The organism is Klebsiella sp. FDAARGOS_511, from assembly GCF_003812845.1.
Lineage (GTDB): Bacteria > Pseudomonadota > Gammaproteobacteria > Enterobacterales > Enterobacteriaceae > Klebsiella > Klebsiella grimontii.
Genome location: NZ_CP033824.1, coordinates 1,811,644 through 1,827,914 on the forward strand (window position 1 = coordinate 1,811,644; position 16,271 = coordinate 1,827,914).

Annotated in this window: 15 protein-coding genes; 2 read left to right on the forward strand and 13 right to left on the reverse strand. The window is 55.4% G+C overall.

Going from position 1 to position 16,271, the window contains the following annotated elements; translation table 11 throughout:
- Positions 1–32 precede the first annotated feature (32 nt).
- Together arfB and EGY08_RS09770 are read right to left on the reverse strand one after the other, a co-directional pair.
- Positions 33–446 carry an alternative ribosome rescue aminoacyl-tRNA hydrolase ArfB gene (arfB, locus tag EGY08_RS09765; protein WP_004129138.1) on the reverse strand — a complete coding sequence of 138 codons (414 nt, stop codon included), beginning with the start codon at positions 444–446 and terminating at the stop codon, positions 33–35.
- Positions 443–988: a YaeQ family protein gene (locus EGY08_RS09770; protein WP_123828446.1), complete on the reverse strand. Its 546-nt coding sequence runs from the start codon at positions 986–988 to the stop codon at positions 443–445. Before EGY08_RS09770 ends, arfB begins: the two co-directional genes overlap by 4 nt.
- 196 nt (positions 989–1,184) lie before the next feature.
- Here EGY08_RS09770 and EGY08_RS09775 point away from each other — a divergent pair, with 196 nt between their 5' ends.
- Together EGY08_RS09775 and rof are read left to right on the forward strand one after the other, a co-directional pair.
- Positions 1,185–1,385, forward strand: a complete 201-nt coding sequence (locus EGY08_RS09775; protein ID WP_004098778.1) for a YaeP family protein — start codon at positions 1,185–1,187, stop codon at positions 1,383–1,385.
- On the forward strand, positions 1,372–1,632 hold the full coding sequence (gene rof / locus EGY08_RS09780) for a Rho-binding antiterminator (RefSeq protein ID WP_004129134.1): 261 nt from the start codon (positions 1,372–1,374) through the stop codon (positions 1,630–1,632). Before EGY08_RS09775 ends, rof begins: the two co-directional genes overlap by 14 nt.
- Positions 1,633–1,647: 15 nt before the next feature.
- Here rof and tilS read toward each other — a convergent pair whose 3' ends face one another.
- The 11 genes from tilS to lpxD form a co-directional block, all read right to left on the reverse strand.
- On the reverse strand, positions 1,648–2,949 hold the full coding sequence (gene tilS / locus EGY08_RS09785; RefSeq protein ID WP_123829418.1) for a tRNA lysidine(34) synthetase TilS: 1,302 nt from the start codon (positions 2,947–2,949) through the stop codon (positions 1,648–1,650).
- A 69-nt stretch (positions 2,950–3,018) separates the two neighbouring features.
- Positions 3,019–3,408: a VOC family protein gene (locus tag EGY08_RS09790; RefSeq protein ID WP_004129130.1), complete on the reverse strand. Its 390-nt coding sequence runs from the start codon at positions 3,406–3,408 to the stop codon at positions 3,019–3,021.
- Between the two features lie 62 nt (positions 3,409–3,470).
- Complete coding sequence (locus EGY08_RS09795) at positions 3,471–5,609, reverse strand: lysine decarboxylase LdcC (protein ID WP_049123085.1); 2,139 nt, start codon at positions 5,607–5,609, stop codon at positions 3,471–3,473.
- A 76-nt stretch (positions 5,610–5,685) separates the two neighbouring features.
- Entirely contained in the window at positions 5,686–7,473 is a 1,788-nt protein-coding gene (locus EGY08_RS09800) for a chitinase (protein ID WP_123828447.1), read from the reverse strand.
- A 188-nt stretch (positions 7,474–7,661) separates the two neighbouring features.
- A complete protein-coding gene (gene accA, locus EGY08_RS09805) occupies positions 7,662–8,621 on the reverse strand; it encodes an acetyl-CoA carboxylase carboxyl transferase subunit alpha (protein ID WP_123828448.1) in 960 nt (319 codons plus the stop codon).
- 12 nt (positions 8,622–8,633) lie between these two features.
- Positions 8,634–12,116 carry a DNA polymerase III subunit alpha gene (gene dnaE, locus EGY08_RS09810; protein ID WP_123828449.1) on the reverse strand — a complete coding sequence of 1,161 codons (3,483 nt, stop codon included), beginning with the start codon at positions 12,114–12,116 and terminating at the stop codon, positions 8,634–8,636.
- Between the two features lie 38 nt (positions 12,117–12,154).
- Complete coding sequence (gene rnhB, locus EGY08_RS09815; protein ID WP_004129122.1) at positions 12,155–12,751, reverse strand: ribonuclease HII; 597 nt, start codon at positions 12,749–12,751, stop codon at positions 12,155–12,157.
- Positions 12,748–13,896: a lipid-A-disaccharide synthase gene (gene lpxB / locus EGY08_RS09820; protein WP_004129121.1), complete on the reverse strand. Its 1,149-nt coding sequence runs from the start codon at positions 13,894–13,896 to the stop codon at positions 12,748–12,750. Before lpxB ends, rnhB begins: the two co-directional genes overlap by 4 nt.
- Positions 13,896–14,684 (reverse strand): acyl-ACP--UDP-N-acetylglucosamine O-acyltransferase, encoded by a 789-nt coding sequence (lpxA, locus tag EGY08_RS09825; protein ID WP_004129120.1) that lies wholly within the window; start codon positions 14,682–14,684, stop codon positions 13,896–13,898. The genes lpxB and lpxA overlap by 1 nt, the downstream gene beginning before the upstream one ends.
- Positions 14,685–14,687: 3 nt before the next feature.
- On the reverse strand, positions 14,688–15,143 hold the full coding sequence (gene fabZ / locus EGY08_RS09830) for a 3-hydroxyacyl-ACP dehydratase FabZ (protein WP_004098761.1): 456 nt from the start codon (positions 15,141–15,143) through the stop codon (positions 14,688–14,690).
- A 101-nt stretch (positions 15,144–15,244) separates the two neighbouring features.
- Positions 15,245–16,270 (reverse strand): UDP-3-O-(3-hydroxymyristoyl)glucosamine N-acyltransferase, encoded by a 1,026-nt coding sequence (gene lpxD / locus EGY08_RS09835; protein WP_004129118.1) that lies wholly within the window; start codon positions 16,268–16,270, stop codon positions 15,245–15,247.
- Position 16,271: the final 1 nt, after the last annotated feature.

Here is a 16,271-nt window from a genome sequence, read left to right on the forward strand (position 1 = left end):
CTTATCATCCATTCCACCGGTTCGCCATACCCTTAATGACGAACTTTTCCACGCAGCGCTTTAACTGAAGATTTTTGCGCCTTTGAGGCAAGCCGGCGCTCTTTCGACGCCCTGGTCGGTCGCGTCTCCCGACGACTTTTCTGTACTGCGGTTAATTCTTGTATTAAGGCAACCAGGCGCGCAATCGCCGCTTCACGATTCATCTCCTGGCTGCGATATTCTTGAGCCTTAATGATAACCACACCATCGGCAGAAATTAAGTGATGGCTGGAAGTCAGCAGGCGTTCCTTATAAAACTCAGGCAGGCTCGATGCTTTAATATCAAAACGTAAATGAATAGCCGTCGATGCTTTATTAACGTGCTGGCCGCCCGCCCCCTGCGCGCGTATCCCGGAAAGTGAAACTTCATCATCCGCAATCGTCACGCTGCGGCTAATCGTAATCATGAGGATGTTTGCCAGGCCGTTAAATGAATTTCCAGATTATTCTTAGCGTCAGAAAACCAAATTCCGCCGTCCTGAATAGTCGCCTGTAGCGACATCGTCCGATCGGCAAAAGCACTGAGCTGCGCCAGCTGAGTATCATCTAAATACCATACGGTCAACTTTGAAAACTGTGCCATTTTACTTTTATTCTGCTGCCACCAGATTTCTGCCGCCCGACTATTATAGGCAAACAGCGCGACCTCTTGCGCTCGCGAGCAGGCTTTTTTAATCCGCCGCTCGTCCGGCAGCCCCAGTTCTATCCATAGATCAACGCCCAGATGATCGTTTAGCAGCCAGAGTTCAGCTTCATCATCAGAAGACAAGCCGCGGGTAAACTGCAGACGTTCGTCGGCGTATTTAATCCACGCCAGCAGGCGCAGCATCATACGCTCCTGGGTTTCTGACGGATGCTGCGCAAGGGTCAAACTGACATCCAGAAACTGGTTGCGGTCCAGATCGGCCACGTTCACCGTCGCTTTATAAATCGTCGCTTTCAGCGCCATGAGGAAACTCCTGATAAAAATGGCGTACATTGTAGCGAAACTGGCGGCAAAAGGCTGTCAGCAATCGCAGGATCCCATTTCATCCTGCTGATATTGCTTAAATGACTATGGTATAGTCACCTTGCTAAACAGAGTTTATCTTCGTAGGCTTAAACTTACATCCCACGGTTAAGTCAGAACGCTGACAGGAGGGCATGTGGACAAATATTGTGAGTTAATACGCAAGCGGTATGCGGAAATAGCCAGCGGGGACCTTGGGTATATACCGGATGCGCTAGGTTGCGTGTTGAAAGTATTGAATGAGGTTGCGGCGGATCAGGCCCTTGCTGAGTCAGTCAGGGAAAAGGCCGCATATGCGGCGGCAAACTTACTGGTGAGCGATTATGTCAATGAATGATACTTATCAACCCATCAATTGCGATGATTATGACAACCTCGAACTTGCCTGTCAGCACCATCTGGTCCTGGCGCTGGAGCTCAAAGATGGCGAACAGCTGCAAGCGAAGGCCAACGATCTTATCTCGCGCAAAAATATCGAGTATCTGGTCGTGGAGCTCGCCGGCGACGTTCGCGAGGTACGCCTGGATAAAATCGCCAGCTTCAGCCATCCGGAAATCGGTACGGTAGTGGTCAGCGAGTCCTGAAGCAAAACGGGTGGCTTAGCCGCCCGTTTTCATCCATAACAACTGCACGCCTTCACCTTCCTGAACTTTCCCATCGACGGTAATAAACAGACCATCGGCTGCGGCGATTAGCGTTTCGCCGTAAAACAGCAGCGGCGTGGTATCGCGCCGCCAGGGAGCCACGTTCAGCTCCTGCCAGATTTTCTTCAGCTTGCGGCCACCGTGGCGACCGACGATATGAAGATGACCGCTGGCGCGAAAGCGAATACTTACCGCTTCATCCTGGCGCGGGCTGCGTAACGGGCCGCAGGGCAGGAGCCTCAGTTCACCGAGGCCGTCGGGTAACGGCAGCGGCTTAGCGATATCGGGCCACGCCAGTACCGTCTCGCTCTGGCCGGGGAGATATTTCACCCAGTACAGCCGCTGCTGGAAGCGACGGACGGTAAATTGACCAAGACGCAGACAGGGAAACGCGTCCTCGCGCGCCATCGCCACTTCACGCCAGATACGCTCAGGCACCTCGCGCGAAGGCATTGGCGCATTGAGTCCAGCCAGCCAACGGCGCAGCAGCGCGGCCCGACGCGGCGCGCTCATGGCCGTCAACGGTTCGATAGCCAACGCGCCATCCTCAGTCACCAGCGTTGCCAGCTCCGCTGCCAGCATTTCATCCAGCAGCCGTTCCTGTTCGCCACACAGGCTGGCGCTGCGCGCCACGGCCTCGGCAAAGTGCGGCCAGCGGGCGTTAAGCAGCGGAACAATCCGCAGGCGGAGAAAATTGCGATCGTAGGCATCGTCCCGGTTACTTTCGTCTTCAATCCAACTGAGCTGATGGGCTATCGCCCACCGGTGCAGAGAGTCGCGACTTTCGTTAAGCAACGGACGCAGCAGTTTCGTTCCGGCAAAATCGGACTCGCCGGCCATTGCCGAGAGCCCGGTGGGACCGCTCCCCCGCTTAAGCGCCAGCAGGAAGGTTTCACACTGGTCGTCAAGATGCTGCGCGGTCACCAGCGCTTCGCCGGGCAGCAGCGCCGAACGGAAAGCCTGATAGCGCGCCTGACGCGCATGGGCCTCAATCCCCAGCCCCTCATCGGCGAGGACTACCCGTTCAACCAAAAGCGGCACCTGCCACTGCTGACATATTTTCCGGCAGTGCGCCACCCAATCGTCAGCGTTCGCGCTGAGTCCGTGGTGAATATGCATCGCCCGCAGCTGAACGGTGGGATCCTGTTCGCGCCAGCGAACCAGGCGATATAAGAGCACGCTCGAATCCAGGCCGCCGCTAAAGGCCACCAAAAACTGGCGATGCGGACGGAGCGTTTGCGCGATATCTGGGATCATCATCATGAGAGCACTAACTGAGGAAAGCGTGTCCGGCACGTTACCCGGCAGAACACGCTCTGACAAGAATTACTGCTGATAAATCTCCAGCGGTAGACCGTCCGGATCGTTAAAAAAGGTGAACCGCTTACCGGTGAAGGGGTCGATACGAACGCCTTCACAAGTTACGCCGTGCGCCTCAAGATGGGTAACGGCGGCATCAACATCGTCGACGCTAAATGCCAGATGGCGTAACCCGCAGGCTTCGGGGCGGCTCGGGCGCGCTGGGGGAAACGGGAAAGAAAACAGTTCAATAACATATTCGCCATTCAGCGCCAGATCGCCCTTCCATGAATCACGCTCTGCGCGGTAAAACTCGCCCTGCAGAGTGAACCCCAGAATGTCGCAGTAGAACGCTTTACTCTTTGCATAATCCGTCGCAATGATGGCGATATGATGAACCCGTTTTAAACCCAGCATGCTCAAACTCCTCCCGTTGAAGCCAACAACGTTACTCGTTCAGTTCGTTATTGCGCAAGCGCTTAGTCATTTTTTAAGACTCGAACCCAGTACACGCCATCTTCATCGCGTTTCGCGCCGTGGATATCGGTTTCGAAGCCCGGATAGTGGCGGCCGATAGAGCACAGCATTAACAGAAAATCGAGCACCGCCCGGCTCTCCTCGACGATCATCTCGCCGGGCATCAGCAGCGGCACGCCCGGCGGGTACGGTAAGATCATATTCGCTGAAATACGCCCGACCAGATTCTCCAGTTCGATGGTTTCCACTTCGCCTTTAATCTGCCGCTGCCAGGCCTGATGCGGCGTCATTTTCATCTCCGGCAGAACGTCAAAGGCGCTCAGCATCAGCTGCGAGAGCTGGTGCTGGCGAATCAGGCGATGGATACCCTGCGCCAGATCCTGAATGCGCATGTTGCGGTAAAAATCCGGATCTTCGGCATACAGATCCGGCAGCATGTTTTTCACCCGTAAATTGAGATCGTAAGCGCGTTTGAATTCGGTTAACCCGCGCAGCAGACCCATCGCTCGGGTTTTATCAATGCCGATACTGAAAAGGAACAGCAGATTGTAGGGCCCGGTTTTCTCAACCACCACACCGCGCTCATCCAGAAACTTCGCCACCAGCGCGGCCGGAATGCCTTCGCTATCCATGTTGCCCTGTTCGTCCATACCGGGCGTCAGAATGGTCACTTTCACCGGATCGAGGAACATATGGTCGTCATCGGCATCCTGAAAGCCATGCCACGGTTCACCCGGCGATACCGGCCAGCACTGCGCTTCCCCCACCTCTTCCGGCTGCCAGATATCAAAGAACCAGCCGTCAGACTCTTCGCGTAACCGCTGCACCTCTTTACGAAAATCCAGCGCCCGTTCAATTGAACGCTGAATCAGACGCCTGCCGGAATTGCCGCGCAGCATCGCGGCAGCCGTTTCGATGGAGGCAACGATCGGGTAGCTGGGGGACGTCGAGGTGTGCATCATAAAGGCTTCATTGAAGGTATCTTCATCATAGCTGCCTTTAATATGAATCAGCGAAGCCTGGGATAGCGCGGCCAGCATTTTATGCGTCGACTGCGTTTCAAAGATCACTTTCCCCGGAACGCGATCGCCGCTCATCCCGCTTTTGCCCTGATAGATCGGATGAAAATGGGTATAGGGCACCCATGCGGAATCAAAGTGGATTGACGGCACGTCGAGAGTCTCTTTTATCCAGGTGGTATTATACAGCAGCCCGTCATAGGTAGAGTTAGTGATCACCGCATGCACAGGCCACCCGGCGCCGCCTGTCGCATTCACCTTTTGCTGAATACTGTCGCGGGTAAATTCGCGCTTGGGTATGCCGCCGAGGATCCCCAGCGCATTGCGCGTCGGTTTTAGCCACAGCGGCACCACATCGCTCATCATCAGTAAATGGGCCAGCGATTTATGGCAGTTGCGATCGATAAGCAGGGTGCTGCCCGCCGGGGCGGAATACATCCCGACAATCTTATTCGACGTCGAGGTCCCGTTGGTTACCATATAGCTCTGTTCGGCGCCGAATGCGCGGGCAATATACTCTTCAGCTTCCAGATGCGGGCCGCTATGATCGAGCAACGACCCCAGTTCCGTCACGGATATAGAGACGTCGGCCTTTAAGGTATTCCCGCCAAAGAAATCGTAAAACAGACAGCCCACCGGGCTTTTTTGATAAGCCGAGCCGCCCATATGCCCGGGGGTACAGAAGGTATATTTTCCCTCCTGCACATAGTTGAACAAGGCTTTGGTAAACGGCGGGGTAATATTATCGAGGTATTCGCGGGTGTATTGACCGATGCGGGTAGCGATCTCTTCCGCCAGCCCCAGCGCGTATTCAAAGAACCATAGCGTCATGCGCAGGTCCTGACTGCTGACGTCCATCGTCGAATGGGCGTTGATAAATGCGTAAAGCGGCAGGTATTCGTTTAAGCGATTAATATCACTGCACAGGTCAACGCTGTATTCATCCCAGTCGAAAATAACTCCACAGATCCGCGGATTATGCTCGATAAATTGCAAAAGATCGGCGCTATTTTGCGGCCAGATGGTCTGGAAACCTTGCCGTTGCAGGGCGGCTTCCAGTTCTTTGATCGGTTCGTCTTTATAGTAGACGCCGTGGGGCCCCATGATCGCAATGATATTCACGCTTTCCTCCTGGAATTTACCTAAGGAAAGCATAATAGCACCCCGCCAGCGCTAAGCACTGGCGGATTTATCTCTATTAAAGCGCTTTCCAGGCATCGCCCCAGGTAATACCTACTCCAGGCTCGTAGTACGTCGGCGCTACGTTGCACCATGCGCCTTCAGGCAGCGGTTTACACTGATAAAGCGCACCGTGGTTGTTGACGATATCGCCCGCATTCCAGGTTTGGGTGCTGCTCCAGGAAGGATAGCTGATGGTGTCGCTGTCTTTGCCATCCGTCGTTTCATCCGCAGAAGCGGCTTTGTCCTTCACGTTCAGGGTATAGGTGGTCGTACTGGACAACGTACCGTCGCTGACCGTCAGGCTAACAACATATTGCGCGTCCCGATCGGTTGTCGGCGCGGTAAAGGTAATCACGGCTTTATCCTGCCCGCCGAGAGTCTGGCCGTCCTGCGACATCCAGGTGTAGATAAGCTTGTCGCCGTTCGCATCGGTAGAACTCTCCGCACTCAGGGAAACCGTGGCCCCCGCTTCGATAGCGCCGATCGGACCCGTGATACGGGCAACCGGCGCCACGTTTGTTTCCTGCGCAGGAGTATTATCCTCGGGCGCAGGCGGAGTGGTGTCGCCCTGGCAGCTGTCATCGATGATGTTGACATTGAAGTGGCTTTGGACGCATTTGGCATAATCGCCTTCTTTAAAGGCGGTATACGGCGTCTGGTAACCCACCAGCTGACAGGCGTTGGTCTTACCGTCGGCGGTGTCGGCGCTCCATCCCCAGTCCTCTTCCCAGTAAATCGGCAATGCGCCCGCGCCGCCTTCATCGAACTGCTTCATATTTTTGCAGCCGAGAACTTCATCACCGGCAATCGGCACTTTCAGGTAGTTTGCGAACTCTTTGTAGTAGGCGATACGGTTCAGAGACTGCGCGTTCTCTTCCGCCCCGCCGCACTCAACGCCACCGTTGATGATCTGAATGGTGACCCCAAAGCCTTCCACCAGGCCATTCGCTTTATCATGATCGTTTGGCACCCAGGTTCCATCGATGACGTGCAGCATAGAGGGCTTCGGCGGCTGCGGGTAAACGAAAAAGAAGACCGCGCTCGCCAGGTTCATCCAGGTATCCGCCACCCGCTCTGGTTTATCCAGCAGAGGACGAACGTCGCCATCGTACATCGCATCGGAGAACGGACCATAATTGTAGTTATAGGAGAGCTGTTTCGCGCCGCGACCAAAATAGCTCAGGTAGTCGCCGTCTTTATCTTTGCCGCAAGGCCAGGTCTGGCCCTGCCAGATATCCGGGTTGCATTCCCCGTTGTAGCCGCCTTTCTGACCTTCAACCCAACCCACTTCACGCAGATACACCAGCGCCTGACGCCACTCGGGAATATCGCGCCAGCTTTCATGGCCGCCGGTTTCCTGAGCAAAGTGGGCAAACATGGTTGCCAGAGATTTACGGCAGATGGCATCGCTGTCGCGTCCGTCGGTATAGGTCCCGCAAACCGCGGGAAATTTACCAATAGCTTTCAGAAAGTTAGAGTAGGTATATTCTGCAGCGCGCATCGGAAACAGATATTCCCAGTCCTGTTCGGACAGGATGCTTTCCACACGCTTAACGTTGGTCGGGTTGGTCGCCAGACCCGGCTCGATTTTTTCAACCGCGCTGTTAGACAGCGTTTGAATCGATGATTTTACCGACGCCATGAGCGGAAAGTCGGTTAAGGCTTTTTCTTTCGCGGTCAGATCGCTCGCCTTAAGAGTTATCGCTTCCGTTGCACCAAGCAGCGGCGCGGATTGTGCGGCCCCCAGGCTTAACATGATCCCTGCGGCCACGGCGCTTAACGCGACGGTTTTATGCAATGCCATAGTATTTCTCCTTTATCCTTGTTAACTGACTGCCGGTTCGCAATACCTGGCAGTTGCTGCAGTTTCAGGGGAGACCGGCATCATCCGCTAATCACATTAGCTCTTGTCCATCTCATCTAATCTCAGTCAACAACACATAAAAAAAGGGCCGGAAAATCCGGCCCTTAGAGAAAAAATGAGATCGATAATCAGGCGTAGCCGTAGCTCATCAAACGCTGATAACGACGGTTCAGCAGCTCTTCCTCACTCAGAATGTCGAGGTCAGCCAGATCGGCCAGCAGTTGCGCTTTCAGAGAGGCGGCCATCACTTCCGGATTACGATGCGCGCCGCCCAGCGGCTCAGGAATAATGGAGTCAATCAGCTTCAGCTCTTTCAGACGCGGGGCAACAATGCCCATCGCCTCGGCGGCCAGCGGCGCTTTGTCGGCGCTTTTCCATAGAATGGACGCGCAGCCTTCCGGGGAGATAACGGAATAAGTGCTGTACTGCAGCATATTCACTTTATCGCCCACACCGATTGCCAGCGCGCCGCCGGAGCCGCCTTCACCGATAACGGTACAGATAACCGGTACGCTCAGGCGCGACATTTCACGCAGGTTGCGCGCAATCGCTTCAGACTGACCGCGCTCTTCCGCGCCAACGCCCGGATAAGCGCCCGGGGTGTCGATGAAGGTGATAATCGGCATTTTAAAGCGCTCGGCCATCTCCATCAGGCGCAGCGCCTTACGATAGCCTTCCGGCGCCGGCATACCGAAGTTGCGGCGAATTTTCTCTTTGGTTTCGCGCCCTTTCAGGTGGCCGATAATCATCACCGGACGTCCGTCCAGACGCGCAATCCCACCAACGATCGCTTTATCGTCAGCGTAGGCGCGGTCACCGGCCAGTTCGTCGAATTCGTCGAAAGCCAGGCGGACATAATCCAGGGTGTATGGGCGACGTGGATGGCGAGCCAGTTGCGCAACCTGCCATGCACCAAGATCGGCGAAGATCTTGCGCGTCAGCTCTACGCTTTTTTCACGCAGGCGATGCACTTCTTCATCGATGTTAATATCCAGTTTCTCATCCTGGCGGCTTACCGCTGTCAGAGAATCGATTTTCGCTTCCAGCTCTGCAATCGGCTGTTCAAAATCAAGGAAATTCAGACTCATAGTATTCCTGTATTAGTCAAACTCCAGTTCCACCTGCTCCGAGCCGATAAGGCCACGCAGATCGTTAAGTAAACGATCGCTCGGAGAGACGCGCCATGTTGCGCCAAAACGCAACCGCGCGCGTGCATCCGCCCTCTGATAATAGAGGTGTACTGGAATAGTTCCCGAACGGTGGGGTTCCAGAGACTGACGGAGTCGGTTTAAAAGCTGGTCATCAATTTGCCTGTCCGTCAGCGAGATAGCAAGCCCGCGAGCATATTTTTCCCGGGCTTCGTCAATATCCATGACTTCACGAGCGGTCATTTTAAGCCCCCCGCTGAAGTCATCAAAGCTGACCTGTCCGCTGACGATAAGTATGCGGTCTTTTTCCAGCAATTGCTGGTATTTATCCAGGGCGTCGGTGAACAACATCACCTCCAGACGCCCGGAACGGTCATCCAGCGTACAGATGCCGATACGATTGCCGCGCTTGGTGACCATGACCCGCGCGGCAATAACGAGCCCGGCCGCCGTGGTCACTTTACCACGATCGGTCGGATGCATGTCTTTGAGTCGCACGCCGCCAACGTAGCGCTCGATCTCTTTCAAATACTGGTTAATCGGGTGCCCGGTCAGATACAGCCCCAGGGTCTCCCTTTCTCCATCTAGCACCACCTGTTCCGGCCACGGCTGGCAGCTGGCGTATGACTGTTCGATTTGCTCCGGCTCTTCCGCCAGTACGCCGAACATGTCCGCCTGACCGATAGCTTCGGCTTTGGCGTGCTGATCGGCGGCTTTTAGCGCATCGCCCAGTGAATTCATTAACGCCGCGCGATGCGGCCCGAGGCGGTCGAAAGCCCCGGACATAATCAGTTTTTCCAGCACCCGGCGGTTGAGCTTTTTAATATCCGTACGCGCGCAGAGATCAAACAGTTCGCGGAAATAGCCGCCCTGATTACGGGCATCAATAATCGCTTCAATCGGGCCTTCGCCGACGCCTTTAATCGCGCCGATACCATAAACGATTTCGCCATCGTCGTTAACGTGGAAATGATACAGGCCGGAGTTAATATCCGGCGGCAGGATTTTCAGCCCCATCCGCCAGCACTCATCCACCAGGCCGACGACTTTCTCGGTGTTATCCATATCCGCGGTCATCACCGCCGCCATAAATTCAGCCGGATAGTGCGCCTTTAGCCACAGCGTCTGATAGGACACTAAAGCATAAGCGGCGGAGTGCGATTTGTTAAATCCATATCCGGCGAATTTCTCCACCAGGTCAAAGATTTTGATCGCCAGTTCACCGTCTACACCGCGCTTCCTCGCCCCTTCTTCAAAGGTGCCGCGCTGCTTAGCCATCTCCTCCGGCTTTTTCTTACCCATCGCACGACGCAGCATATCCGCGCCGCCAAGGGTATAGCCGGAAAGCTCCTGGGCAATCTGCATGACCTGTTCCTGGTACAGGATGATGCCATAAGTTGGCTCGAGTACCGGTTTCAGGCATTCGTGCTGCCACTGCACGTCCGGGTACGATATTTCTTCGCGACCGTGCTTACGGTCGATAAAGTTATCCACCATCCCCGACTGCAGCGGCCCCGGACGGAACAGAGCCACCAGAGCGATCATATCTTCGAAGCAGTCGGGCTGCAGACGCTTGATCAGATCCTTCATACCGCGCGATTCAAGCTGGAAAACGGCGGTGGTTTCCGAACGCTGCAGCATGTCGAAGCTTTTTTTATCGTCGAGCGGGATCGCGGCGATATCCAGCGGCCCCTCGCCGTTCTTCTCGCGGCGGGCGTTGATCATCTCCAGCGCCCAGTTAATGATGGTGAGCGTACGCAGGCCGAGGAAGTCAAACTTCACCAGCCCGGCATATTCAACGTCGTTTTTATCAAACTGGGTAACCGGATGCTGGCCCGCTTCATCACAATAAAGCGGGGCAAAATCGGTAATTTTGGTTGGCGCGATCACCACCCCACCCGCATGTTTACCGGCGTTACGGGTGACCCCTTCGAGCTTACGCGCCATGTCGATCAGCGCTTTAACCTCTTCATCCGCCTCGTAAATTTCCGGCAGCTGCGGCTCGGCTTCAAACGCTTTCGCCAGCGTCATACCCGGGTCAGGCGGCACCAGCTTGGAAATGCGGTCCACAAAACCGTACGGATGGCCCAGCACGCGGCCAACGTCGCGGATAACCGCTTTCGCCGCCATGGTACCGAAGGTAATAATCTGCGATACCGCATCGCGACCGTACATGTCCGCGACGTGTTCAATCACCTGGTCGCGCTTCTCCATACAGAAGTCAACGTCGAAGTCGGGCATGGAGACACGTTCCGGGTTAAGGAAACGTTCGAACAGCAGGTCGAACTCCAGCGGATCGAGGTCGGTAATTTTCAACGCATAGGCGACCAGCGAACCGGCGCCGGAACCACGTCCCGGCCCTACCGGCACGCCGTTATCCTTCGACCACTGGATAAACTCCATAACGATCAGGAAGTAGCCAGGGAACCCCATCTGGTTAATCACCTGCAGCTCAATGTCCAGGCGTTCATCATATTCAGGACGGCGTTTAGCCCGCTCATCCGGATCGGGAAACAGGAATTCCAGGCGCTCTTCCAGGCCTTCTTTGGATTTCTTGACCAGATAATCTTCGGTGGTCATATCCCCGGTCGGGAACTGCGGCAGGAAGTACTCGCCAAGACGCACGGTCACGTTACAGCGTTTGGCGATCTCCACGGTGTTTTGCAGCGCTTCGGGAATATCGGAAAAGAGCTCGCACATCTCCTCTTCGCTGCGCATATACTGCTGCGACGAGTAGTTACGCGGACGCTTAGGATCGTCGAGGGTGAAGCCATCATGGATAGCCACGCGGATTTCATGGGCGTCGAAGTCGCCCGGCTCAAGGAAGCGAACATCGTTGGTCGCCACCACCGGTAAGCCCCGGGTTTCCGCTAGTTCTACCGCAGCATGCAGATAGGGCTCTTCATCCTGACGGCCGGTGCGAATCAGCTCAAGAAAATAGCAGTCAGGGAAATGTTGTTCGTAAAAATCAACGCACTGATCCACCAGCGCCATGTTGCCGCGCAGCAGGCTACGGCCCACGTCGCCCATGCGCCCACCGGAGAGCAAAATCAGCCCTTCTTTTAATTCGATCAGCCAGTCGCGATCGATAATCGGGCCCGCCGCACCGTAGCCGCGCTGATAAGCTTTGGAGATCAGCAGCGTCAGATTCTGATAGCCAACGTTGTTCGTCGCCAGTACCGTCAGCTGGCTCAGTTCATCGCCAAGCAGCTCGCTCTGGACGTGAAAATCTGCCCCGACAATGGGTTTAATTCCGGCGCCGTGCCCCGCTCCGTAGAACTTCACCAGCCCGCAGAGGTTGGTAAAATCAGTGATCGCCAGCGCAGGCATGCCGAGCGCGGCCGCCTTTTTTACCAACGGTCCGGTTTTCGCCAGGCCATCGATCATGGAATAGTCGCTGTGCACCCGCAGGTGTACGAAACGTGGTTCAGCCATCTTCAGATTCCGCGTTACTTAATTGCTTGCGTGTCGGTTCAGGACGCCAGGCCCAGCGCGCGCTTCACCGGGCCAAAGCTGCGCCGGTATTGCTCGATTACGCCATGTTCCAGCAGCTTTTGCAGATGAAAAGCGGTGGGATAACCTTTATGTTGCGCAAAACCGTACTGCGGGAACTCCCGGTCCAGTACGGCCATTTCAGCATCCCGCGTCACTTTAGCCAGAATAGACGCGGCGCTGATTTCCGCCACTCGGCTGTCGCCTTTAACGACCGCCAGTGAAGGCACTGGTAGCGGCGGACAGCGGTTACCATCAATAAGAACAAACTCAGGGGAAATGCTCAAGCCCGCAACGGCGCGCTGCATGGCCAGCATGGTCGCATGTAGAATATTCAGCTCATCGATTTCATGCGGCTCCGCACGACCGAGGCTCCAGCACAGCGCTTTTTCTTTGATCTCATCAAATAGCGCAAGGCGCCGCTTCTCGCTGAGCTTTTTCGAGTCGGCAAGACCCAAAATCGGTTTTGCCGGATCGAGAATAACTGCGGCAGTCACCACCGCGCCGACCAGCGGACCGCGCCCGACTTCATCGACTCCCGCAACCAGGTGGGTATGCGGGTAAACGAACTCCATCATTTTGCTAACTCCAGTACTGCATCCGCCGCCTGCTCATCAGCGTTGCAGCGGATCTGCTGATGCAGCGCGCGAAAGGTTTCATGCATATCGTGGCTGGTTTTACCGTCGGCCAGCAGCGGCTTCAGCGCCTCGGCCAGCGCCTGCGGCCGGCATTCATCCTGCAGCAGTTCTTTAACCAGTTCACGCCCGGCCAGTAAATTCGGCAGCGATACGTAGTCGGTTTTAACCAGCCGTTTCGCCAGCCAGAAGGTAAACGGCTTCATCCGATAGCCGACGACCATCGGACACTTAGCCAGCATACATTCCAGCGCAGCCGTTCCGGAGGCCAGCAGCGCAGCATCGCTGGCGATCATCGCATCGCGCGCGCGCCCATCCAGCAGATGTACGGCAAGATCTGGCGCAGTTTCCGCTTTGATACGCTCGAACTGTTCCCGCCGCTTCGCGTTGACCAGAGGGACAACCACTTCGAGATCGGGGTAAGAGTCTCGCAGGATCTGCGCCGTTTTCAGGAAATCGGCGCTGAGCATCTCAACTTCCGCCCCGCGGCTTCCCGGCAGTAGCGCCAGGCAGTGCACGTTACGATCGATTCCCAGACGGTCGCGCGCCGCGCCTTTGTCCGGATCCAGCGGCATCGCATCCGCCATCGTGTGGCCGATAAACCGGCAGGGAACGTTAAATTTGTCATAAAACGCTTTTTCGAAAGGCAGGAATGCCAGTACCAGATCGGTGGATCTGCCAATTTTGAAAACGCGTTTTTGCCGCCATGCCCATACCGACGGGCTGACGTAATGAATAGTTTTGATACCCTGCTTCTTCAGATTACCTTCGAGGGTAATGTTGAAGTCAGGCGCATCAATGCCGACGAACACGTCCGGCTTGAGCTCGGTCAATCGACGGGTGAGATCGGCGCGAATATGCAGCAGCCGACGCAGGCGACCAAGCACTTCCACAATGCCCATCACCGCCAGCTCTTCCATCTCATACCAGGCCTCGCAGCCTTCCGCCTGCATCAACGGCCCGGCAACGCCGACAAAGCGGGCATCAGGGATGCGAGCTTTGAGCGCGCGGATAAGACCGGCGCCAAGAATATCGCCGGAAGTTTCTCCGGCGACCAGGGCAATCGTCAGGGGACGCGATTCAGCCATTAACGAATCAGGCCGCGGGTGGAGCGGGCAAAAAAGTCGGTAAATGTCTGCACTTCAGGGTACTGCGCCGCCAGCTCGGCGATCTCAGCTTTCGCTTCGTCCAGCGTTTTACCGCTGCGGTACAGCAGCTTGTACGCGTTACGAATTGCTGTGATCGCCTCACGGCTGAAGCCGCGGCGTTTCAGCCCTTCTATGTTGACGCCAAACGGCGTTGCGTGGTTGCCCTGAGCAATCACGAACGGCGGAACGTCCTGCGCAACGCCGGAGCAGCCGCCAACCATCACGTGCGCGCCAATAATGCAGAACTGATGCACTGCGGTCATGCCGCCGATGATAACAAAATCATCCAGCGAAACGTGGCCCGCGAGGGTCGCGTTATTCGCCAGAATACAACGGTCGCCCAGCGTACAATCGTGCGCCACGTGGGCGTTGATCATCAGCAGGTTATCGCTGCCCACCTTCGTTAATCCACCGCCCTGTACTGTGCCACGATGAATGGTGACGCTTTCGCGGATGCGGTTGCGATCGCCAATTTCCACGCGGGTCGGTTCGCCAGCATATTTCAGATCCTGGTTAACTTCACCAATGGAAGCAAACTGATATATCTCGTTATCGCGGCCAATTTTGGTATGCCCGTTAATAACAACGTGAGACTTCAGTACGGTACCTTCGCCGATTTCGACGTTAGCGCCAACAATACAAAACGGGCCAATGTGGACGTTAGCGCCAATAACGGCGCCTTCTTCTACAATGGCGGAAGGATGAATAAAGGCGGTTTTATCAATCACGTATCAGGCCTCCCGGCTACGGGCACACATCATCGTTGCTTCGCAAACCACTTTTCCGTCAACCGTCGCAACGCCTTTGAAACGAGTCAGGCCACGGCGGGTTTTCTCAAAAGTGACTTCCATAATCATCTGGTCGCCTGGCACGACCGGACGTTTGAAACGCGCTTCGTCAATCCCGGCAAAATAATACAGCTCGCCCGGTTCCAGTTTTCCAACGCTTTTGAATGCCAGAATACCGGTGGCCTGAGCCATGGCTTCGAGAATCAGTACGCCCGGTAAAATCGGCTTACCAGGGAAGTGTCCCTGGAAAAACGGCTCATTTACAGAAACATTTTTAACTGCGCGTAGAAAACGACCTTCTTCAAAATCCAGCACGCGATCGACCAGCAGGAACGGGTAACGGTGAGGCAGAAGTTCCAGAATCTCTTCAATGTGCAGAGTATGAGTGTCAGTAGTCAAAATACTCTTCCTGTCAAATATCCTAAAAGGCAATAATAACACGGCCTGCGGCAATCTCATGAATGCAACAGGCCGAAAATTTAATGTGGCTGGATGAAGCACTAATCTTGCTGATTAACCTTGCGCTCAATGGCTTTGAGACGCTTGCTCATATCATCAATATTCAGTACCAGCGCAGCGGTCTTACGCCAGACCTTATTCGGCTGCAGCGGGATACCTGAAGAGTAAACCCCTGGCTCGGTGATAGGACGCATAACCATCCCCATCCCCGTGACGGTGACTTTATCGCAGATTTCCATGTGACCGTTGATCACGCTTGCTCCGCCAATCATGCAATAGCGCCCAATTTTCAGGCTGCCCGCCATGATCACGCCGCCAGCAACCGCGGTGTTGTCGCCAATCACTACGTTGTGCGCGATTTGACACTGGTTATCAATAATGACGCCATTACCGATGACGGTGTCGTCCAGCGCACCGCGGTCAATGGTCGTACAAGCGCCAATCTCTACGCGATCGCCGATGATCACGCGACCCAACTGCGGGATCTTCACCCAGTTGCCGCGATCGTTCGCATAGCCGAAGCCATCCGCGCCAATCACCGTGCTGGACTGGATTAGGCAATTCTCGCCGATCTCAATGTTGTGGTAAACGGTGACATTGGCCCATAAACGCGAGCCAGCACCTATTTTCGTATTTTTCCCAACGAAGCAACCTGCGCCGATGACCACGTTATCACCGAGGATCGCGCCGGATTCGATAACGGCATTCGGGCCAATGGCGACGTGATTACCCAGCTTAGCCGTGGCATCGATGACCGCGCTGGGCGCGATATCCTGGGCCGGCTGCGGCGTGGTATCAAGAATCTGGGCCATGCGCGCGTAGGTCAGGTAGGGATTACGCACTACCAGCGCGGCGCGATGAGCAAAAGGCAAATCATCCTGCGTCATCACGACGGCAGATGCCTGGCAAGCGGCCAGGTGTTCACGGTACTTAGGATTTACCATGAAAGTAATATCGCCCGCTTGCGCGGACTGCATGGACGCAACGCCGGTGATGACGATATCGCCATCACCGTGTAATTCTGCATCCAACTGCTGGGCTAAATCAGCCAGTCGAATTGAAGGCATT